Origin of the sequence: Paraburkholderia sp. EB58 (assembly GCF_050436665.1) — a bacterium.
Taxonomy (GTDB): Bacteria; Pseudomonadota; Gammaproteobacteria; order Burkholderiales; family Burkholderiaceae; genus Paraburkholderia.
Genome location: NZ_JBNDMQ010000013.1, coordinates 36170 through 56253 on the forward strand (window position 1 = coordinate 36170; position 20084 = coordinate 56253).

20 protein-coding genes are annotated in these 20084 nt (G+C 60.3%); 11 read left to right on the forward strand and 9 right to left on the reverse strand.

Features of this window, described 5'->3' with window-relative positions:
• Positions 1-14: 14 nt before the first annotated feature.
• Complete coding sequence (locus tag P3T40_RS20040; protein WP_429269468.1) at positions 15-1124, reverse strand: TQO small subunit DoxD; 1110 nt, start codon at positions 1122-1124, stop codon at positions 15-17.
• 395 nt (positions 1125-1519) lie between these two features.
• On the opposite strand from P3T40_RS20040, the gene P3T40_RS20045 reads away from it, so the two are divergent.
• Together P3T40_RS20045 and P3T40_RS20050 are read left to right on the forward strand one after the other, a co-directional pair.
• A complete protein-coding gene (locus tag P3T40_RS20045) occupies positions 1520-2080 on the forward strand; it encodes a DsrE family protein (protein ID WP_429269469.1) in 561 nt (186 codons plus the stop codon).
• A gap of 79 nt (positions 2081-2159) precedes the next feature.
• On the forward strand, positions 2160-3314 hold the full coding sequence (locus tag P3T40_RS20050; RefSeq protein WP_429269470.1) for a substrate-binding domain-containing protein: 1155 nt from the start codon (positions 2160-2162) through the stop codon (positions 3312-3314).
• Here the strand turns inward: P3T40_RS20050 and P3T40_RS20055 are convergent.
• Entirely contained in the window at positions 3229-4134 is a 906-nt protein-coding gene (locus P3T40_RS20055; RefSeq protein WP_429269471.1) for a LysR family transcriptional regulator, read from the reverse strand. The genes P3T40_RS20050 and P3T40_RS20055 overlap by 86 nt on opposite strands.
• Positions 4135-4487: 353 nt before the next feature.
• Between P3T40_RS20055 and P3T40_RS20060 the strand changes: the two genes are divergently transcribed.
• The 8 genes from P3T40_RS20060 (at position 4488) to P3T40_RS20095 (ending at position 9359) form a co-directional block, all read left to right on the forward strand.
• Positions 4488-4778, forward strand: coding sequence for a hypothetical protein (locus tag P3T40_RS20060; protein ID WP_429269472.1), 291 nt, complete (start codon positions 4488-4490; stop codon positions 4776-4778).
• A 70-nt stretch (positions 4779-4848) separates the two neighbouring features.
• Positions 4849-5172: a DUF4148 domain-containing protein gene (locus P3T40_RS20065; RefSeq protein ID WP_429269473.1), complete on the forward strand. Its 324-nt coding sequence runs from the start codon at positions 4849-4851 to the stop codon at positions 5170-5172.
• Between the two features lie 40 nt (positions 5173-5212).
• Entirely contained in the window at positions 5213-5410 is a 198-nt protein-coding gene (locus tag P3T40_RS20070; protein WP_429269474.1) for a hypothetical protein, read from the forward strand.
• A 291-nt stretch (positions 5411-5701) separates the two neighbouring features.
• Positions 5702-6226 carry a hypothetical protein gene (locus P3T40_RS20075; protein ID WP_429269475.1) on the forward strand — a complete coding sequence of 175 codons (525 nt, stop codon included), beginning with the start codon at positions 5702-5704 and terminating at the stop codon, positions 6224-6226.
• A gap of 154 nt (positions 6227-6380) precedes the next feature.
• Positions 6381-6881: a DoxX family protein gene (locus P3T40_RS20080; protein ID WP_429269476.1), complete on the forward strand. Its 501-nt coding sequence runs from the start codon at positions 6381-6383 to the stop codon at positions 6879-6881.
• 184 nt (positions 6882-7065) lie between these two features.
• On the forward strand, positions 7066-7638 hold the full coding sequence (locus P3T40_RS20085) for a sigma-70 family RNA polymerase sigma factor (protein WP_429269477.1): 573 nt from the start codon (positions 7066-7068) through the stop codon (positions 7636-7638).
• The gene (locus tag P3T40_RS20090; protein ID WP_429269478.1) at positions 7638-8279 is read left to right on the forward strand and encodes a DUF1109 domain-containing protein; all 642 of its coding nucleotides are present in this window, start codon (positions 7638-7640) and stop codon (positions 8277-8279) included. The genes P3T40_RS20085 and P3T40_RS20090 overlap by 1 nt, the downstream gene beginning before the upstream one ends.
• Positions 8280-8450: 171 nt before the next feature.
• Positions 8451-9359, forward strand: a complete 909-nt coding sequence (locus tag P3T40_RS20095; protein ID WP_429269479.1) for a class I SAM-dependent methyltransferase — start codon at positions 8451-8453, stop codon at positions 9357-9359.
• Between the two features lie 172 nt (positions 9360-9531).
• Here the strand turns inward: P3T40_RS20095 and P3T40_RS20100 are convergent, their stop codons facing one another.
• Positions 9532-10083, reverse strand: a complete 552-nt coding sequence (locus tag P3T40_RS20100; RefSeq protein ID WP_429269480.1) for a methylated-DNA--[protein]-cysteine S-methyltransferase — start codon at positions 10081-10083, stop codon at positions 9532-9534.
• Positions 10084-10211: 128 nt separating this feature from the next.
• Here P3T40_RS20100 and P3T40_RS20105 point away from each other — a divergent pair, with 128 nt between their 5' ends.
• Positions 10212-10355: a hypothetical protein gene (locus P3T40_RS20105; protein WP_429269481.1), complete on the forward strand. Its 144-nt coding sequence runs from the start codon at positions 10212-10214 to the stop codon at positions 10353-10355.
• 93 nt (positions 10356-10448) lie between these two features.
• Here the strand turns inward: P3T40_RS20105 and P3T40_RS20110 are convergent, their stop codons facing one another.
• From P3T40_RS20110 to P3T40_RS20135, 6 genes are all read right to left on the reverse strand, one after another.
• Complete coding sequence (locus P3T40_RS20110) at positions 10449-11873, reverse strand: efflux transporter outer membrane subunit (RefSeq protein ID WP_429269482.1); 1425 nt, start codon at positions 11871-11873, stop codon at positions 10449-10451.
• Positions 11866-13044 carry an efflux RND transporter periplasmic adaptor subunit gene (locus P3T40_RS20115; RefSeq protein ID WP_429269483.1) on the reverse strand — a complete coding sequence of 393 codons (1179 nt, stop codon included), beginning with the start codon at positions 13042-13044 and terminating at the stop codon, positions 11866-11868. The genes P3T40_RS20110 and P3T40_RS20115 overlap by 8 nt, the downstream gene beginning before the upstream one ends.
• A complete protein-coding gene (locus tag P3T40_RS20120) occupies positions 13034-16249 on the reverse strand; it encodes an efflux RND transporter permease subunit (protein ID WP_429269484.1) in 3216 nt (1071 codons plus the stop codon). Before P3T40_RS20120 ends, P3T40_RS20115 begins: the two co-directional genes overlap by 11 nt.
• Before the next feature lie 77 nt (positions 16250-16326).
• On the reverse strand, positions 16327-17625 hold the full coding sequence (locus P3T40_RS20125) for an MFS transporter (RefSeq protein ID WP_429269485.1): 1299 nt from the start codon (positions 17623-17625) through the stop codon (positions 16327-16329).
• Positions 17626-18040: 415 nt separating this feature from the next.
• Complete coding sequence (hpnR, locus tag P3T40_RS20130; RefSeq protein WP_429269486.1) at positions 18041-19579, reverse strand: hopanoid C-3 methylase HpnR; 1539 nt, start codon at positions 19577-19579, stop codon at positions 18041-18043.
• Between the two features lie 215 nt (positions 19580-19794).
• Complete coding sequence (locus P3T40_RS20135) at positions 19795-19959, reverse strand: hypothetical protein (RefSeq protein ID WP_429269487.1); 165 nt, start codon at positions 19957-19959, stop codon at positions 19795-19797.
• Positions 19960-20084: the final 125 nt, after the last annotated feature.

Below are 20084 nucleotides of genomic sequence, written 5' to 3' on the forward strand. Positions count from 1 at the left end.
ATCTGCCCGGTCAATCAACGCGCGGTCCCTAACATGTTCTGAACGGGCGTCGAAAACACGCGTCCATCGACATCCGTCAGTTGCAGGGTGCGTGCACTTTCGATTGCGCCCGGATGAACCTGCAGTGCCGGCAATGTAATCGTCGAAGCGGCGCCCATCGCTGCGCGCAGGCCAAATGGGCCGGCCCCGAATTTGTTATAGGCATAATCGTTGTTGAACGCAGTCTTCGGCATCTTCGAGAGCGCTTCGGCGTTCCATTGCGCGACGGGCATCTTGTTTGCGTCGAGCAGCGCGGCCAAGACGACATGCACTGGCGCTTCAGGCGTTCCGGCATCCAGAGCAACATGAAAGCACACGCTTCCATCAGCCAGAATAGTTGCGTTGGCCAATGTCAGGTGATGGGCGGTCGGGCTTATCGGGCCGCTATGAAACGGCGTCACGACCGAGCCGCGATAGTAGCTGTACGTCCCTACGTTGAACACGACCACAAAGCTCAATACCGCGAGTGCGAGGTTGCGAAAGCCGGCGTCGGAAAGCGGCAGCGTCCTGCTGCCCGAGACCCATTGAAACCAGCCGCTGTCAGCGCGTTGTGGTTTGTTGCGCAGCAGGACGTTGTCCAGCGACCACGCGCCGCTGCCACCCAGCATCAACGTCGCGCCCATCGCGAGATTGCAAGCCGCCATCGTCCACTCGTCGATGCACGTTGCCCCTTGCCAGCCGAACATCAACATCAGCAATACGGAAAAGCTCATTGAAGCGAGCGCGGCAGCGCGCGTGAAGAGGCCCGCCATCAGCATGAAGCCGACGATTAGTTCGGCAGCACTGAAGAGGATCACACCACCATACAGGAGGTAGAAGTGATGCAGCATGAAGCTGATTACGTGGTTCATGCCGAGCAGGGCACCTGGCATCGCGGTCTGGAACTTGTTGGCCATCCAGTGCGCGGCATGTGGATCGAGTTTGTCCGGCGCGTAAATGAATCGTCGCGAACCGCCTCCCCAATAGATAAACCCCTGAATGACACGGACCGACATCAGGGAAATGGCCGAAATGCGCCACGTGCGCTGGTCCGGTGCGGTCACGGTGCGTTCGCGACTGGTCGCATCGAATGCAATTGAACTCATGGAGGAACCTCTGAAGTGAATGTGCGTCGTCTGACTGGAGCTTCGCAGCCCGTTCTGGCGGCGATCACTGATCGACCAATCATCCCTGTGTAGGGTATAGAAGGGGAGGCTTCCGCAAAAATAGATTAATGGCATCGGCGCCATAATTTTTTTGTATTTAACTTCACGACATCGCGTTTTTATATTTGCCCGTCAGAATGCAGATATAAGCGCAACGCATGGCAGGGATATCACGATTGTATTTTTCCTGAATGGCCTGCATCCCTACACTGGACCCATACCTGCCGGCACATGCGTGAACTGGCTTGTTGCGACTGCATCACGACAGTACTGCGTCAGCACGAATGTCTCGGTCAGCCGGTTCGCGAGCACCTCTTCATTCAGAGAATCGACCCATGAACAAAATCAGAACGTTCCTTGCTGCCCTGGCGGTCGCAGTCGCGTCGGTCTCGGCGCACGCCGCGCCGGCGGATCAGGCCGGTTTTTGGACGACACCCACAATTCAGGGCTACGGCAAAATGCACAATCTGCCCGACAGCGCATTTAAGCCACGGCCAGGGCACATCTACAAGGTGGTCTTTGCGATGACACAGGCCCCGGCACAGCCGGACAAGGTCAACCCGGCCCTGGATCACATTGCGCGCACGCTGAATCTCTATGCGGCTTCAGGGGTGCCATTGGCAAAGCTTAAGTTCGTTGCAGTTGCTTATGGCGCAGCGACGCCGCTTGCGCTCGACGATGCCCACTACCGGGAAGCATACGGCGTGTCGAACCCCAATCTCCCGCTGATTGCCCAGCTCAAAAAGGCTGGTGTGACGGTCGCAGTATGCGGGCAGGCTGTTGCCGAGCATCATTTCCAGTATGACTGGATCAATGCGGACGTTACGCTCGCACTATCGGCCCTGACCACAATCACGACGCTCCAGCAGCAGGGTTACGCGCTGATGCCGCTTTAGGTGCCCCTTCGTCGCCCGTGAGGTAGTGTGAACTGTCGCGTTATGTGCGTACCGTTCCTTATAATATGGAGTGCAAATCATGCTTACGATCAATCGAAAGGTCCTCGCCGCATGCATGATGGGCGTCATTGGCGCGCTCGTCATCGGGGCCGCTTATGCTGACGGCGAGCAGGCTGTGGACACCGCGCAGACCGGGCACGGGGAGGACGTCTATCCACCGTGGCAACACGGCGCGAACAATGACAGTCTGGTGCGTGGTCTGCCGTTCACCGAACCCGACGCCGATAATCTTGCGGATTTTCATGGTAACCCGGTTAACCCGTCGCTGGTGCTCTATGTCGGTGGCAACTACTTCTTTGCGATGGCGCCACTCGTGCAAGCCTTTGAGGCCCGTTACCCTCAGTACAAAGGACACGTCTACTGGGAGACCATTCCTCCGGGCCTGCTGGTGAAGCAGATGGTAAGCGGCGGCACGGTCACGGTTGGGAACATGACCTGGACCGTGCCTGCCGACGTGTATCTCGCGGGGCTGAAGGCCGTGCAAAAACAGATCGACGCAGGGCTTCTGCAGGCGCCCGCGGTACCGTACGTGACAAATACGCTGACTATTATGGTGCCTGCGGGCAATCCTGCCCATATCGCTGGCCTTGCGGATCTCGGTAAGCCGGACGTCCGGCTTGCGATGCCGAATCCAGCATTCGAAGGGATCGCGCGACAGATCAAGGCCTCGCTCGAACATGCTGGCGGCGATACGTTGGAGAACGCAGTCTACGGCACCAAAGTCGCCGACGGCTCGACCGTGCTGACACACATCCATCACCGGCAGACGCCGCTGTGGATAATGCAAGGCAAGGCGCAAGCAGGTGTCACATGGCAATCTGAGGCGATGTTCCAGGAACAGGCCGGTCATCCCATCAGTCACGTGGACATTCCCGCGACCGACAACACGACGGCGATCTATGCTGGCGCCGTGACAGCGCATACGCCTCACGTCGAGGCGGCTCGTCGTTGGCTGGACTTCATCCGCTCGCCCGCAGGCCTGACGATCTTCGAACGGTATGGATTCAAGCCCTACGATGAATCCGCATCAGTTCCGCTTCATACGCGCGACACCAACACCGGCGCGACAGATGTTGCGGCGAACAACGTCACACCGCTGCGGCGTCCGACGCAATCTGCGCCAGCACCAGACCGAAAAAGGCCTGTGTACTCGGCGACAGCGACCGCCCCTTGAGCCACACCATATGCAGCGGGCGCACGATGCACAGTTCCTCCACTTCAAGCGCGATTAGTTCGCCGCGGCGCAACTCGTCTTTCACACTGAGCAGCGAAACGTAGGCGATTGCGTGCTGTGCGAGCAACATCCGCTTGATGGCTTCGGTATCGCTGACGGACATCAGCGGGTCAAGTTGCAGGCCGATACGCTTGTAAGCGTCCTCGACAACCGCGCGCGTGCCCGAACCAGGTTCGCGCAAAATGACCATCTGTGCAGTCAGATCGCGCGATGACAGCTTTTTCCCGGCGAGCGGATGTCCGGCCGCGACCACCGCGGCAATTTCGTCAGACCCGATCAGACGCGAATGCAGGATCGTGCTATCGAACGGACCTTCGATAAAGCCAAGCGAGAATACATGGTTGCGCAAGCCGGCTTCGACCTGCTCGGTGTTAGTGACCGTCAGATCGATTGAGACCCGGGAGTGGCCCGCGCTGAATTGCGCGATCATGTCCGGCACAAGATACACGCCGACCGTCGCGCTTGCGCCTATCCTCACATGGCCGGCGCTGAGCCCGGCCAGTTCCCGCAGTTCACCTTCCGCCGCGTCGGCGAGGGAGAAGATTTGCTCGGCGTAGCGGAACAGCATTGACCCCGCGTCAGTCAGGGCCACGCCGCGCGGCAGCCGGTCGAACAGCACGAGGCCCACCCGTTCCTCCAGATCCCTGATTTCCCGCGTGACCGCGGGTTGGCTGACGCGCAGGCGTTCGGCCCCGGCGCTGACACTGCCCGCGCGAGCGACCTCGAAAAACGCCAATAGATGCGTAAAGTTAATTGCCACTGTCGTTCCCGGAAACAGCCCATGCGCTGAGCAATGCTACAGCGACTGCACGTGCCGCAGCGTCTTCCTCGCAACGAACCCAACAGTTACCTTTCGACGGTATGCGTTGCTGATATAGATCGTATCGCAACAATATATTTTATTTCTGTCTCGGCGGTGAATACGATGTGTACATGGAGGCGTTAAACAAGATCTGCGCTTGCGGTTCCGGTCCACGCAGACTCTCGCCACGAACACAGTAGCCAGGCGTCACGCAAGGAGTTCCTGCTACTGCCGGGAATAGAACCAGGTTCTCGGTGTTCACCATGATGTAGCCAAGGTTTGTTCTTTTACCATGAACTTAGGAGTTCGAATTGAAAAAGCAATTTGTGCTGGCCCTTTCTATGGTCTTGCTCGCGTCGGCGGTTACTGCTTCTAGCGCTTTCGCTCAGGAGAATGCATCCGCGGGAGTCACCCCAATCGTTGCACAACAGGCGGCGCAACCGATGCAGAACAGGGACGACGACACGGGTGCCGGCATGTCGGGTTCGAGCGCGGCAGGCCAACGTGAAGCGGCGGGCAAAACGGGCTTCGGTCGAGGCAATTCGGCCGTGCCTCCTTGCGTCGGACCGGTCAGCTTCTGCACGCCGTATTTCGGCAGTTGACGCCATCCCACAACAGCGGGCCTGTCACCGGCCCGAGCAACGTCAATCATGTACTGAAGGAGAACACCTCATGAAATCGCTCATTTGCCTCACTCTTGCTATTAGCGTCCTCGCGGGTCCGGTATCGGCTTTCGCGCAAACCACATCTGGCCCACTGACGCGCGCGCAGGTGCGCGCGGAACTCGTACGTCTCGAACAGGCTGGCTATAGCCCTTCCACGGGGGAAGATCCGAACTATCCCGCCGACATCCAGGCTGCCGAAGCAAAGATTGCCGCCCAGGACAGCGCGCAGCTCGCGGCCAATGCTGTAGGCGGCGTGGCGCAAGGCGGTTCGTCGCAGACAGGTCTCGAAGTCCACGCAAACCCAAATCGTTCTCTCTATGTTGGACATTGAGGGTGTTCGGGTCCGTTATGGCGGAGTCCGGCAACGCGCAATGAACAGAGCCCAAGCCCTGTTGCATTGCGCGATCTATCACCCGTTCGTCGCGCTACCGGCGATCTATCTGACCGATATGCTGCGCCGGGCCGACTCTGGCCTCGCGAGTGCGTTGCTGGTGTCGGCATCCGGATTGACATTCCGGCTTGCGCGGCTCCTTGGCCGATGGCATCGCCGTAGAAGAGTCTCCAGGTAATTTAAATTTCAGGGGATGGAGACTAGAGCGCACAAAACGGTTCAACAGGATTCATCGGGTCCGTTGACTGGACGTTCCGTCAACTCTTGCCGGACTGTGAAGTCTTGCTTCATAACCCGTCAATGTTATGGGGAATAGTCGCACGTTGAAAGCGGCCCTAAACTCTGCTTGCGAATCAGGCCTTCGCACGGGGGCAAGCGGCTCACACTTCGGCATCTCCTGGTAGGCCGACTCGGCATCCTGACCGCGGTGTTCGAGGCCGCGTCGACCAAACCATCATAGGAATCCGAAATGTCACCCGAAATCATCTTCCAGATACATCTCGTTCTAGGCTATGTCGCGTGGCTGCTTTGCTTCGTTGTGTACATCCTGCCCAGGCTTAAGTCGATGGGTCGTGTCGACGCGCAACGCGCCATCGCTACGCTGCACAGCTTCCGCTTCTTCGGGCTTGTCTTCATGCTTCCCGGCGTCGTCGGCCCCAGTCTGCCGGCCAGCTTCGCCCAGTTCGCCGCTTATGGCGACTTTGTGACCGGAGTGCTGGCCATGCTGGCGCTGCTCACGGCCAGGGTACCTCCGCTCTTCTGGTTTTTCGTGCTTAGCTTCAATGTCGTGGGGGCGGCCGACATCATCGTCGACTATTACCACGCGATTCGGATCGGCCTTCCTGCAGTGGCGGGGCAACTGGGTGCCACATACGCGATCCCGATCATCTACGTGCCCCTGCTGATGATCACGCACTTCGCCGCGTTCTATTTGCTGATGCGTCGTCAGCCCAAGGTGGCATGGGCTTTCGCCGGTGATACGGCCGCGTCCTAGATCAACAGGGGGCGCAGGCGCGCCAGGGCCAAAAAATATTCCTCCCCGCTGTAACCGCGCATCCATCCCCGACGAACTACAGAGAGAGCGCAATGCACGCCGCGTATGCGTCGCTCGCTGTTCTTTGCTAACGTTCATCTGGAGACCCTTGCGCATGAACACTGTCCTCCGCCTGTTTCGTCTGACCGATCCCGCCTGGCTGACGAACCGCGTGGGCCTCGCGCGATGGGCGCCGCTGCCATTGCGGCTGATCGTTGGTTATGGGTTCATTGCGCACGGCTACGCAAAAATCGTCAAGCATCCGGATGCCTTTGCCGGGATTTTGCACGCGCTCGGTGTGCCGGCACCGCACTTTATGGCGTGGGCGACCATCGTCATCGAACTGGTCGGCGGCCTCGCGGTCATCGCCGGCGCATTCGTACCGCTCGTCAGTCTGCCAATGATCGCGGTGCTGATGGTTGCGACACTGACTGTGCATCTTCCGTACGGGTTCACGTCGATCAAGCTGATGGCCGTCACGTCAGCCGGCCCGCAGTTCGGTCCGCCAGGCTACGAGACCGATCTGCTTTATGTTGCGTGTCTTGCCGCGCTGATGTTTGGGGGATCGGGACCGTTTTCCGTTGATGGCTGGCTTAGCCGCGACCGACGGATCTAGGGAGGGCGATGGCAGTTCAGGACGACATTGCCGAGCAGGTACCTGGTCTTCGACGCTACGCGTGCGCGCTGGTACTCGACATACCGGTTGGAACGGTCATGTCGCGGCTCTCACGCGCGCGAGAGCGGTTGCGTGAGTTGACCGCCCGGGCGCGGCCGGAATCGAAGCGCGGAGTCAGGTCAACGTGACGCGCGAGACGCACGCCGGATCGTTGCGGCCAGTCGAGGAACGGCTCAGAACCTTGCTGGACCGCTCGCTGGAAGGTGACGCCCCGTCGTATCGTGTGTTTCTGCAGGATCTGACCGGACATCTGCGGGCGTTGCTGCGCAAACGGCTGCACCTTCGGCCGCACGATATCGAAGACGTGGTGCAGGAAGTCCTGCTGGCCGTGCATAACGGGCGCCATACGTGGCGCCCGGACGAACCGCTGACCGCCTGGATCAACGCGATTGCGCGCTACAAGCTGACAGACTATCTGCGTGCACGATCGCGTCGCGAGGCGTTACACGAACCACTTGATGACGAAGTCGAAATCTTCGCCTCATCGGACACGGAACCGGCGGACGCACGACGCGATCTGTACAAGCTGCTCGCCCAGCTACCGGACCGCCAGCGTTTGCCGATCGTACACGTCAAGTTGCAAGGGTTATCCGTCGAGGAAACGTCGCGCTTGACCGGCTTATCGGAATCGGCGGTGAAAGTAGGCGTGCATCGCGGGCTTAGGGCCTTGGCCATGAAGATCCGGGGGATATCCTGATGAAAACAGACGATCTGATTTCGATGCTCGCGACAGGCGTTGCGCCTGTCGAACGACATGTCGCTGCAAAGCGCTTCAGCGTCGCGCTCACGTTCGGCGCAATGGGTGCGCTTGCGATCGTGATTTTCGGTTACGGCGTGCGGCATGATATCGACATTCTCCTGCATGCGCCTCTGTTCTGGGTGAAGCTCGCGTGGCCGACATGTCTCGCGGTTGCGGCGTTGGCGGCCGCCGTGCGCCTCGGGCGGCCAGGCAGGGCGGTCGGCGGCTGGTGGGCCGGACTCGCGACGCCGGTGGTACTCGTGTGGCTTGCCGCGCTACTGTCGCTCTGGTTCGCACCGCCCGGCACGCGTGAGCATCTGCTGATGGGGCGCACCTGGCGCTCGTGTTCTTTCAACATCGCGATGATCTCGTTACCGGCGTTCGCGGCCGCGCTGTGGGCGGCACGCTCTCTCGCGCCGACGCGGCTTCGGCTCACAGGCGCGGTAACCGGACTCATCGCTGGCACGATCGGTACGGTTGCCTACTGTCTGCGATGCCCGGAAATGAGTGTGCCGTTCTGGGCGACCTGGTATCTGATCGGGATGTCGATTCCGACGGCCGCCGGGGCGCTGCTTGGGCCGATCCTCCTTCGGTGGTGAGGTGGCGGGTCGAAGCACATGCCATGGTCCGAGCCTCTTTCCTTTCATAATCCAATACTTTGCCTATACTTTTGCTTTCTGAGCGAGCGTCGCGAAAGCAAAATGTATTAATACATTACTGTCCTTCGCACCGGCTGGCCCATCCCGTCAAAACTGAACAGGAGACAGGTCATGCAATTCGACGAGCAGAAGATGCAGGATTTCATGGGACGAATGGTTGGCGAGTTTGGCGCAATTGCCTCCGCGCCGCTGATTGCATTGGGTGATCGTCTGGGACTTTACAAGGCGATGTCGGAAAAGGGATGGATGACATCGACCGAACTTGCGGAACACACCGAGCTGGCGGAACGTTACGTCCGTGAATGGCTGTCGGCGCAGGCGGCGTCCGGCTTTATTCGCTACGATGCGGTCACCGGCAAATACCAGCTCGAAAACGAGATGGCGATGTGCTTTGCCGTCGAGACGAGTCCAGCGTTCATCCCGGGTTTCTGCGATTGTGCTGAAGCCATGTTCCGCGATCTACCCAAACTTGAGGCAGCATTCCGTACGGGACTGGGAGTGGGATGGCATCAGCATTATCCCTCGCTGTTCAAGGGCACAGAACGGTTCTTCAGACCCGTTGGCTTTGATTACCATGAACCGTCTATCCAGCGAGCGCGCGAAGCGGCAGATGTGGCGGGCGTTTCGGATCGCGTGAGGTTCGAGGTCGCAGCCGCGAAGGATTTTCCAGGCACTGGCTATGATTTCGTCGCGTTCTTCGACTGCCTGCACGACATGGGCGATCCGATTGGTGCGGCGGTGCATGTGATTGAATCGTTGAAACCGGATGGTACGTGGATGATCGTTGAGCCATTCGCGAATGACAGGCTCGAAGACAACCTTAATCCGATAGGGCGAATCTTTTACTCGGCGTCGACGATGATCTGCACAGGCGCTTCGCTTGCTCAGGAAGGGAAGATGGGACTGGGGGCTCAAGCGGGTGAAGCTCGGTTGAGACAGGTGGTGACGACGGGTGGCTTTACACGTTTTCGTCGGGCGCATGAGACGCCCTTCAATCTTGTGCTTGAAGCGCGCCCGTGATGTGCACCATTTCATACATCCACGACGATGTATCGTAAATGTAATAATTAAAGGTGAGCAATTGAAAGAACGGACTCCTATTCTTTGAAGCATCCCCGCGGCAGGCAATTCAGACTGACCGGGGAGCAGTGAGCCGGCGCAAACTGCCGGCGTTTCGCCCGACACGGGTCCTTCAAAATCCGGGCAGCGTTGCGGTCTGCGGACCGCCCGGCGAAGCAGGCGTAGCCTTCTCATGTTCGAGCAGCCAGCGCTTTCGGTGCAAACCCCACGCATATCCCTTGAGGTCGCCATTGCTGGCGATTACTCGATGGCAGGGCACCACTATGGCGATCGGATTGGCGCCATTGGCCGCGCCGATGTCGATGGCTGCGCGTGGGTCGTCGAAGCCCAACTCCTTTGCGAGTTTGCCGTAAGTCGTGCTGGCACCAACCGGAATGAGGCGCAGTGCTGCCCAGACCCGACGCTGCAGGTCGGTACCGGCGGTCGCGGTTGGCAGGCTCTTGATCACATCTAGCTCACCCGAAAAGTAACGGGCTAATGGTTGTGCAATCTCGTCAGGCGCGGGCGCGTCGACCAATTCGGTGCTGCCGTAGTGCTCGCGCAAGAGCCGATGCAGGCGCGCCTTGTGATCGGCAAACTCGAGCGCACGAATATTCTGCTGCGCGTCGCTGACAAGCAGGAGATCGCCCAGCGGCGACTCCAGATGGCTTAGAAACAGTTGCATGATTCACTCCTCATTCGTTGAAGCGGCGAGCCTCGACCGCTACCCTGACCGTAACGATAGCCTTCCGAAGTCGATCTTCCGCCCCGTTTCTTGCTCTCATATTCGACTGATGCGTCTAAACAAAAAACGTGAAGCGGATCGACAGAATATCTCCGCAGCACTTCACCGGGACCACGGTGCTGCGTCTGCAGGATGGATTCCTCGTCGAGGAACTCGGTTTCGACGATGGGGTGACGGCGCTCATGCAGTTTGGATTGCCAAAGAACGCCTGAGCGAGGGCGCGAGGCGGTGATTCAGCTCACATCGAAGAATGGCGGATGAACGCGGGCTGCCCGGTTGAGACAAGATGTCGAAAAAACAGCGTTTCAACCGCCTGCCAGGTCATCCTTGGTCCAGCCACCGCCGAGCGCGCGAATGAGGTCTACATTCGCGTCCAACTGCTGCGTTCGAAGCTGGATGACGCTGCGTTCCGATTCAAGCGCAGCGGATTGCGACTCGACCACGTCCAGGTAGCTGACCGCACCGCGCCGATAAAGTGCGAGCGAGAGGTTGACTGATGTGTCAGCCGCGCTTGCGGCCGCTTGCTGCTGATCCGTTGCGGTGCCCAGATTGTCGAGCAACGTGAGGTCGTCTTCAACCTGCCTGAATGAGGCCAGCACTACGCTTCGGTAGCGGGCGCCGGCCTCTGCTGTGGCCGCTTTCGCGGACTCCACCTGGGCCTTGCGCCTGCCACCGTCAAAGAGGTACACCGCAAGCGTCGGTCCGATTGCCCAAAAGGAACTGGGGGCGCTGAGCAGATCGGCGTACACCGAGCTCTGCAAGCCGCCTTGTGCGCTGAGCGTCAGTGTCGGGAAGTACGCGGCACGTGCAATGCCAATCCGCGCATTGGCCTCCGCTGTGCGCCGTTCGGCCGCGGCGACATCCGGCCGCCTTTGCAACAACGCCGACGGCACTCCAACCGGGACGACGGGCAACTGGATTGGACGGGTACTCGGTTCGATCCGAAAGTCCGATGGCGACGCGCCGACCAGAACGGCAATGGCGTGCTCCAGTAGCGCGCGCCTGGCCCTGACCTGCGTGAGCTCGGATTCGGCCGCCGACAGCTGGTTGGTTGCACGCGCCACATCGAGCCCTGACACGACTCCACCGCCATGCCGCCTGCGAGTCAGATCGAGCGCCTTCTGATACGCCTCGTCAGTCCCCTCGATCAGCTGGATCTGCTGATCGAGGCCACGCAGGTCGATGTAGCTTCGCGCCAGCTCGATTTCGAGGCTCAACTGCGTCGACGCCAGATCGGCGTTCGACGCCAAGCCCTCGTCCTTGCTTGCCGCAACCGAATCGCGCACGCGTCCCCAAAGGTCGACTTCGTAGTCAACTTCGACACCGAGCGTGATCGAGTTGTAGTCGGCTGGCGCGGTGGGGTTACGCAGGGGTCTCGTGTCCGACTCGCGCTCACGCTGGAGATTGCCCGCAGTGGATACCTGAGGATAGAGCTGCGAGCTGACCTGCTTGATGTACGCCTCAGCTTGCTCATAGTGAAATAGCGCGGCGCGCAGGTCGGGGTTATTCGCGATCAGGCGTTGCTCGAGGTCATCGAGTTCGGGCTCCTGATAGAGTTTCCACCATCCGGCGCGGTCAAGCTGGTCAGCCGGGCTGGCCGCGGTCCAAGGTCCCTGAGACTGGTACTGTGCCGCGACCGGCACATCCGGAACGTCGTAGTGCGGCGCGAGTGAGCACCCGGCAAGCGTCATAGCGCTCACGAGTGAGGCCAATGTCCGATGCTTAGCCATGGCTTGCACCCTTAGCCCCCGGCTTGATGACCTCAACATGGTCACCCTCGACAAGACCATCGGGGGGCGTGTCGATCACCCGGTCATTGTCGGCCAGTCCCGAGCCGATATCGACCGCGTTCCCCAGGTCTTGCAGGATCGCAACGGATCTGAATCGGACGGTGTCCTGAGCATCGACGGTCGCGAGCCGGAGCCCGCGGTTGTCGAATATCAGCGCGCTGGCGGGCACGCGCAACGCGCCGGCACGTGCGGGCAGCGCGAAGTGCAGATTCACGAAGCTGCCCGGGAGCAGGAGATGACCGGGGTTGTCGACCAGCAACTGGACCAGCGTCGTTCCTGATGCCGCGTTGACGGAGCTGGCCAGACCCACCACCTTGGCCGTAAAGCTCTTGCCCGGATACTCCGGGACGGTGAAGGTGGCTGTCCCGCCGGGTTTGATCATCGGTGCATCTTCCTGCGGCACGCGCACGTACAGACGCAGTTTATCCACGCTCGATACCGAAAAGAGTTGCGGCCCGGTACCACCGCCCGCATTAATCAATGCGCCCACGTCGGTGTCGCGCGAGGTGATCACACCGTCAAACGGCGCGACGATTCTCGCGAAACTCTTCGTCGCGACCAGCCTGTCGACGTTTGCCTGAGCCGCCGCCACGCGGGCCTGCTTCGACACATAGTCCTGTGTGCGGTCATCGACTTCCTGACGCGACACGGAATCGGAGTCGAGCAGTCCTTGCCAGCGATCGGCCGTGGTCTTGGCGAGAGCAGCATCGGCTTTTGAGCTTGCCAGGTCGGCCTTCGCCTGATTCAACTGCTGGTCGAGTTCGGGCGTATCAATTACGGCGAGCTCTTCGCCGGCCTTCACCTGGCTGCCGATATCCACACGCCAGGATTTCAGGTACCCGTTGACACGTGCGTAGATGGGCGCGCTCTCGAAGGCCTCTAGCCGGCCGGGCAGGGCCAGCAAGCCGCCCGGTGCTTCCTTGGCGGGTACAACCACATTCACGGACGGTATCGCCTGAGTCTCCGTCCAGTCTTTGAGCTGATGCTCGTCTTTCACGCGAAGTGCGATACCGACAACGACGATGATGACGGCGAGCACACCACCGACAATCGCGACATACGAAAGCTGGCGTTGCGGCAGCGCCGCCCGCGGGGTGGGTTCATACGACATGAGTCGAGTCTCCGGAAGTCGGCGCGGGTGAAGTGCGGCCCCGATGCGAATGGAACAGGCAGAAGACGGCCGGCACGAGGAACAGCGTGGCGGCGGTCGCGAACAGCAGTCCGCCAATCACCGCGCGGCCCAGCGGCGCGTTCTGCTCGCCGCCCTCGCCGAGGGCGAGCGCCATCGGCGACATGCCTATGATCATCGACAACGCTGTCATCAGGACGGGACGAAACCGCGTGCCGCCGGCCTCGAGCGCTGCCTTGAAAGCGCCGCCGTGTTCGGCCAGACGTTCGCGACAAAAACTCACCACCAGAATGGAATTGGCGGTTGCAACGCCCATGCACATAATTGCGCCCGTCAGCGCGGGAACCGATAACGTGGTGCCCGTCGCGAACAGCATCCACACGATGCCGGCCAGCGCGCCGGGCAACGCCGTGACAATCACCAGCGGATCGGTCCACGACTGGAAATTGATCACAATGAGCAGGTAAATCAGCACGACCGCGCCGAGTAGCCCGAAGAGCAGGTCGCCGAAGGCGCTGTTCATGGTCTGGACCTGACCGAGCAGGACAACCTTCGCGCCCTTCGGCACACCCTTGGCATTGGCGGCAACAATGTCGCGGATGCCTTCGGAGACCGCACCGAGATCGCGCCCCTGGGTCGTTGCAAAGATTTCCACCATGGGCTGGACGTTGTAGTCGCTGACGACTTCGTTGCTGGCGGTGCGATGGACACTGGCCACGCCGGCGAGGATCTGTCCATCGTTTGCCGCTGAGCCACCGGTGACGGGCAGATTCATCAGGGACGGCAGCGAATCAAGACCGTATTGCGGCGTCTGCACGACAATCGGATATTCCACGCCATTGGCCGGGTTGAGCCAGTACGTCGGGGCGATTTGACCGGATCCCGCCAGGTGCACGACGAGGCTGTTGGTGACATCGCGTTCGGTGATGCCCTGAAGCTGCGCATGGACACGGTCGACGTCGATATTGAACTGGGGATTGGCCTGCGATTGCTCGATGCGAGCGTCGACAATGCCGGGAATATGCCGGATCTGACGCAGCATCAGGTTCGCGTAGGCAAAGTCGGCCGGCAGATTCCTGCCGCGAATCTGCAGGTCGATCGGTGCAGGCGAGCCGAAGTTGAGAATCTGACCAACGATATCCGCAGGAGGGAATGAGAACGTGACGCCTGGAAACTCGCGCGGCAACTCTTCGCGCAACTTGCGAACGTATCCGGCAGTGGGCCGATGGCCTTCCTTCAGCGAGATCTGAACGTCCCCGTCTTGCGGGCCAATCGTTCCCGTGTTGTTGTAGGCGGTATTGATGGAACTGGTTGACAGTCCCATGTTGTCGACGACCGTGCCGAGCTCGGCCTTCGGGATCGTTGCCCGCACGACGTTTTCCACGTCCGCAAAGATCTCAGCCGTAGTCTCGATCCGCGTACCGACCGGCGCACGCACGTGTAACAGAATCTGGCCGGCGTCGACATCCGGGAAAAAGTTACGCCCAAGAAACGGCACCAGCGCGAACGACAGCACAACGAATCCGAAGAACCCCAAGACAAAGATGCGACGATGGGTCAACAATAACTCGAGGATGCCGCTGTAGTTCGAACGAATCCGCTCGAAACCCCGCTCGAAGCCGCGCTGAAACCGCACCAGTGGGTTGGAAGAAACGCGCGGCGCCTGCTCGGGATCCTGCACGTCGCCCGGTTCGTGCTCCTGCACATGGGGCTTCAGCAGGAATTTGGCCATCGTGGGAACGAGCGTGCGCGACAGGATGAACGACGAGATCATCGCGAAGATCACCGCTTCGGCCATCGGTACGAACAGGAATCCCGCCACGCCACCGAGGAAAAACATCGGCACAAAGACGATGCAGATGCAAAGCAAAGAAACAAACGCCGGCGTGACGATCTGTGCGGCGCCATCGAGAATGGCAGGCTCGACGGCTTTGCCTTGCTCCAGATGCCAGTTGATGTTTTCGATGGTCACCGTAGCATCGTCGACGAGAATCCCCACCGCGAGCGCGAGCCCGCCGAGCGTCATGATGTTCAGCGTCTCTCCGAGGGCGGACAGTATTGAAATCGACCCAAGAATGGCGAGCGGAATGGAGGTCGCGATGATGACGGTCGAGCGCCAGCTACCCAGAAACAGCAAGATCATGACGCTCGTGAGCAGGGCGGCAATCGCGCCCTCGCGGGCGACGCCCGTAATGGCTGAGCGAACGAATAGTGACTGGTCGCCAATCGGATCGATCTGCAGGTTGTCCGGCAAAGAGGCTTTTGCATCGAGCGCTTTTTGCCTGATCCCGGCGATGATGGCCAACGTCGATGCCGATCCGTTCTTGAATACGGTGAGTAGCACCGAACGCTTGCCTTCCACGTGAACAATGTTCGGCTGTGGCGGAGCGCCGTCGGTCACATCGGCGACGTCGCGCATATAAACAGTGGTTCCGTTGGCCGATTTGACGGGCATGTCGCCAATCGCGGCGATCGTCGACGGCGCGTCGTTCAACAGCAGTGTGTACTCGGTCTTGCCGATCTTTTCGGTGCCTACGGGAGTGATGAGGTTCTGTGCGCTCAAGGCGCTTTGTACGTCCTGGGCAGACAGCCCCCGCGCCTCTAGTTCAGACGGCTTGATGTTGATCTGAACCTGGCGGGTTTTACCGCCGAATGGAAACGGGATGGCGGCGCCGGCGACCGAGGTCAACATGGGTCGTAGCTGATTCAGGCCGAGATCGGCCAGGTTTTGCTCGGAGAGGCCCTTCCCGGAAAGGGCGAGCTGGATCACAGGAACCGTCGAGGCGTTGTAATTGAGGACAAATGGCGGCGTCTCGCCAGGCGGCAACTGTTTCAGGATTTCCTGCGAGATCGAGGTGACCTGTGCATTCGCCGTCGCGATGTTGGTGCCCGGCTGGAAGAAAATCTTGATGACGCCGTAGCCGTTAAGAGAGGTGCCTTCGATGTGTTCGACGCCGTTGACCGTCGTGGTCAACACCCGCTGGAACGGCGCCATGATGCGCCCCTCCATCTGGTCGGGCGAAAGTCCCGTGTACTGCCACACCACGCTGACAACCGGAATATCGATCGCGGGAAAGATATCCGTAGGTGTACGAAGCGCAGACAACGGGCCGACGATAAGAATAAAGATGGCCAGGACAACAAATGTATAAGGCCTGTTTAGCGCAATGCGCACGATGCCAATCATAGAAATCTCGCTTTTTCAAAGCCGGCGGCAAACCAACCCACGTCGCCCTCCGGCTATCAGATTCTCTGTGGCTTACCTCAATCTGGGTTCGATGAGATACCGCTCGCCTTGATCGGCGCGTCGGGATGCGGAGTATGCGAGCCCTCGCTGCTGTGAGGGGAGGCGACCCAGTGGATGGCAGCAGCGACGAGCCCGAGCGCGATACCAAAGGCGACGATGCCGGGCCAGCCCAAGCGGCTCATCAACCAGCCGCTGATCGTCGCTCCGACGGCGCCGCCGAAGAAGGTGGCCGTCATATAGAGGCTGTTGATGCGGCCCTGTGCTTTGTGATCGACTGCGAAGGCGCGCGTCTGGTTGGATACCAGGCCGGCCTGCACACCGATATCGAGCACAATCACGCCGATTACCAGCAACGCCAGCGACGAGTTCGCTCCGGCGAGAAGCAGGTAGGCAAGCGTCACGATGCCGATACTGAGCCCAACTACATGGCGGGCCCCGCGCCGGTCGGAGATATGCCCGCCGAGTGAAGCCGCAAATGCGCCGGCTGCGCCGATGATGCCGAAGCCGCCCGCCCACGCACTGCCGAGGTGCCAGGGGCCGCTGGCAAGCAGCGCCGCCAGATTGACCCAGAAGGCGTTGAAGCAGGCCCACAACAGCGCCTGGATAATCATCGATTCACGAACCGGACGATGGTCCCGCGCCAGTGGCCAGAGCGAAGCGAGCAGCCGGCCGTAGGGAAGATCCGTGGAGGGCATACCCCGCGGCAGGAGCGAAGCGGCGGCGATCCAGACCGGCACCATGAACGCCGCTTCCATCCCGTAGACCGCGCGCCAGCCGTAAGTCGCGCCGACCACGCCGGCGATCGTGCGGCCAAGCAGGATGCCGACCATGATGCCGCTGACGACCGTGCCGACGTTACGCCCTCGCTGGTGCGGCGGCGACATGACGGCTGCGAAGGGCACGAGTTGCTGTGGCACGCAGCTGACGATGCCAAGGCCAAAGGAAGCCGCGATCAACGCCCAGATACCGGGCGAGACTGACGCCGCGATGGCAAAAACGAAGGCAAATGCGATCTGGGCGAGTACGAGTTTGCGCCGGTCGAAGCGGTCGCCAAGCGGCAACAGCAACGCGAGCCCGGTGGAGAAGCCGAGCAGCGCGGCGGCGGCGACGAGATCGACCATCGCCAGGTCGACACCCAGACTCGCTTTGATCAACGGCAGGATCGGCTGGGTGCAATAGATGTTGGTGATCACCGCGCCGGCGATGACCGCCATCATGACGATCTTGCCGCGCGACGCTAGCGGGTGCGTAGGTGGACTAGCGTGTGTAGTAGGATGACCTCGCACGGCATTCGCCTTTTTCAATCTATTCAGCATTTGCAGCGCCATGCTGCGATCTCGAATTCAGTTACGAATCGGACGCGCAAGTGAATATCCAGAATAATCAGGAATCCAAAATCACAAACCGCCATTGCGATCGAAACGAAGGCAACAGTGGTATACGGCGCAGCGGAATTTGCAAATGCTTGTCGGGCCGCTTGCCCGGTTAGAGAGCACCCGACGCCAGAAAGCGCGGTACATCAACCACCTGCGCCCCGGACGTTCCGGTTGGGGTCGGGGTTTTATTCTATTCTGGACGAATTTCGACGCGAAATCATCGTGGTCCCGGGTAACTCAGTTGTTCCGTTCACTCAACCATGTGTCAGCCCTAAGTAGCTGCGTATGGGCGTGATTGGTTTCTGCCTGGCGTTCATCACCGTTCTATATAGCAAGGCGACGCAAGAGCCAAAAATCAGCTCGTACCCATGCGGGTTTCGTCGACGAAGCTCTCCGTTGCGTCGTCGAGCTTGCGTCCCTTGCGCCCCGTCGGACCGTGCACGTACAGCACCTTGACATTGGCGTGCTCAGCCGATGCAGCGGGCGGTGTCATTGAATACCGGACTTCGCGGGCGTGGTCATTCAGTTGCAGGTTCGGATTGAACACAGAGTTGAAGCGCCACAGCATCCGCACAAAGTTCGTTTGTCCGCGCATCACCAGATGTGCGGCTTGGCTCGCCGCGCCGCGCAGCGCGCTCCAGCCAAGGTGCTTGCGGTTGAGTACCTGCTGCGTGCGCACCAGTTCGCGGTAGAACTCGGGCAAAGGCAGCTTCGTCGGCAATACGGCATGCTGAATGTCATAGAGCCGGTAGTCGAGGCTTGTCAACTTGCGATGCTCGCGCAGCCAGATTTCCGTCCCCGGATAAGGCGTATTCACACTGATGTTGACGATCTCGGGAATCTCCAGACACCATTGCCTGATCGCTTCGAAGCGTGCGTGGTCCCAGTCGGGGTCGGCGATCAGATTGATCGCGACTGTGATGCCAAGCGAGCGCGCGAACGCGAGCGCCTCGAAGTTTTTGTCGAGATTGACGCGCTTGCGAAACGCCTTGAGCCCTTCCGCATCGATCGCTTCCATGCCGATAAACATGTATTGCAGGCCCAGCTTGCGCCAGTACTCGAAGACCTCCTTGTTGCGCAAGAGCACATCGCCGCGTGTCTCGAGGTAGTACTTTTTATGTATGCCGCGGCGCTCGATTTCGTGGCCAATCGCCATGCCGTGATCCGCATGCACGAAGGCGACATCGTCGACAATAAAGACGCCTGGCTCGCGAATCGACGCAAGTTCATCGGCGATCACTTCGGGGCTGCGTGAGCGATAGCTGCGTCCGTAGAATGTCCAGGCACTGCAGAACGTGCAATCCCACGGGCAGCCGCGCGCGAATTCGATCGACGCACAGGGGTCCAGTACGCCGATGAAGTATTTGCGCCGATGTCGCAGCAGATCGCGCGCGGGTCGAACCTGATCGAGGTTTTCGGCGAAGCCTGGCAGCGGTCCTTCGCCGCTGCGGGTCACGACGCCCGGTATCGACAGTAGATCGGCGTGGCGCGCGACAGCGTCGAGGAGTTCGACGACCTTTGCCTCACCTTCGCCTTTCAGCACGCAGTCGATCGCGCCGTCGGCGTGATTGAGTATGTCGGCTGCCGTGAACGACGCGCTGTGTCCGCCCACGAACACGAAGCAGGTGGGCCATTGCGCCTTGATCGCTTTCGACAGATCGATGATTTCGGGAATATTGGCGAGGTAGTTGCCGGAGAAACAGACGACATCAGGACGCCATTTGCGGATCAGCCGTTCCAGATCGCGATGCGATTCGACTTGCAGGTCGAGCAGCCTGACATCGTGCGCAGCCGCACGGAGTACGGCCGCGACCGTCTCCAGGCCGAGCGGTTCGAGTCGCAGGAACACGCGGGTGTACATCAAGCCACTGGGGTGTACGGCGAGCACCTTCATGAGATCTCCTTGCGGCAGAAAGGGCGCATCCGTCGCAGACGGGTGCGCCGGGCTTTCTTTCTGGAATCCATGGTACGGGGTCGACTGCCGCGAGTTGCGTACTGGCAATGGCAACGCGGGCGGCTCCCGCGATTCTACTGCCCGTCGCCGCAACGTGCGCGCACGGGCCACAAGCGCAATGATCAGACCTTTTCGGCGCCTGAAGACGTACGGAACTACCCCTTGTTGAACAGGCTCACGACACGGGACATCGATTTCGCTGCCAGAACGAGCAGAGCGCCGGTTGGACTGTAATCAACGTTGTGCATCAGGTCGATCAAATAGAACATGGACATTGCGATGAGCGGGTGGTACATCGCGCGGCTTATCTGGCGTTTCATGGCATCTCACGCTATTTCGTTTGCCCGAACCGGTAAGTCGCTATGCGTGAACCGATCTGCGCAAGTCTGGAGGCGCGCCAGGCATTCCGGAATGCGTGGAAGGTTTGGCTGCGAAGTACGGATGA

Coding starts and splice junctions, on each gene's coding strand:
- P3T40_RS20065 (WP_429269473.1), top strand. CDS start 4,849: ATGAAATCGCTCATTTGCCTCACTCTTGCTATTAGCGTCCTCGCGGGT.
- P3T40_RS20125 (WP_429269485.1), bottom strand. CDS start 17,625: ATGCTGAATAGATTGAAAAAGGCGAATGCCGTGCGAGGTCATCCTACT.
- P3T40_RS20070 (WP_429269474.1), top strand. CDS start 5,213: ATGAACAGAGCCCAAGCCCTGTTGCATTGCGCGATCTATCACCCGTTC.
- P3T40_RS20045 (WP_429269469.1), top strand. CDS start 1,520: ATGAACAAAATCAGAACGTTCCTTGCTGCCCTGGCGGTCGCAGTCGCG.
- P3T40_RS20075 (WP_429269475.1), top strand. CDS start 5,702: ATGTCACCCGAAATCATCTTCCAGATACATCTCGTTCTAGGCTATGTC.
- P3T40_RS20095 (WP_429269479.1), top strand. CDS start 8,451: ATGCAATTCGACGAGCAGAAGATGCAGGATTTCATGGGACGAATGGTT.
- P3T40_RS20090 (WP_429269478.1), top strand. CDS start 7,638: ATGAAAACAGACGATCTGATTTCGATGCTCGCGACAGGCGTTGCGCCT.
- P3T40_RS20040 (WP_429269468.1), bottom strand. CDS start 1,124: ATGAGTTCAATTGCATTCGATGCGACCAGTCGCGAACGCACCGTGACC.
- P3T40_RS20110 (WP_429269482.1), bottom strand. CDS start 11,873: ATGGCTAAGCATCGGACATTGGCCTCACTCGTGAGCGCTATGACGCTT.
- P3T40_RS20080 (WP_429269476.1), top strand. CDS start 6,381: ATGAACACTGTCCTCCGCCTGTTTCGTCTGACCGATCCCGCCTGGCTG.
- P3T40_RS20100 (WP_429269480.1), bottom strand. CDS start 10,083: ATGCAACTGTTTCTAAGCCATCTGGAGTCGCCGCTGGGCGATCTCCTG.
- P3T40_RS20050 (WP_429269470.1), top strand. CDS start 2,160: ATGCTTACGATCAATCGAAAGGTCCTCGCCGCATGCATGATGGGCGTC.
- hpnR (WP_429269486.1), bottom strand. CDS start 19,579: ATGAAGGTGCTCGCCGTACACCCCAGTGGCTTGATGTACACCCGCGTG.
- P3T40_RS20135 (WP_429269487.1), bottom strand. CDS start 19,959: ATGAAACGCCAGATAAGCCGCGCGATGTACCACCCGCTCATCGCAATG.
- P3T40_RS20115 (WP_429269483.1), bottom strand. CDS start 13,044: ATGTCGTATGAACCCACCCCGCGGGCGGCGCTGCCGCAACGCCAGCTT.
- P3T40_RS20120 (WP_429269484.1), bottom strand. CDS start 16,249: ATGATTGGCATCGTGCGCATTGCGCTAAACAGGCCTTATACATTTGTT.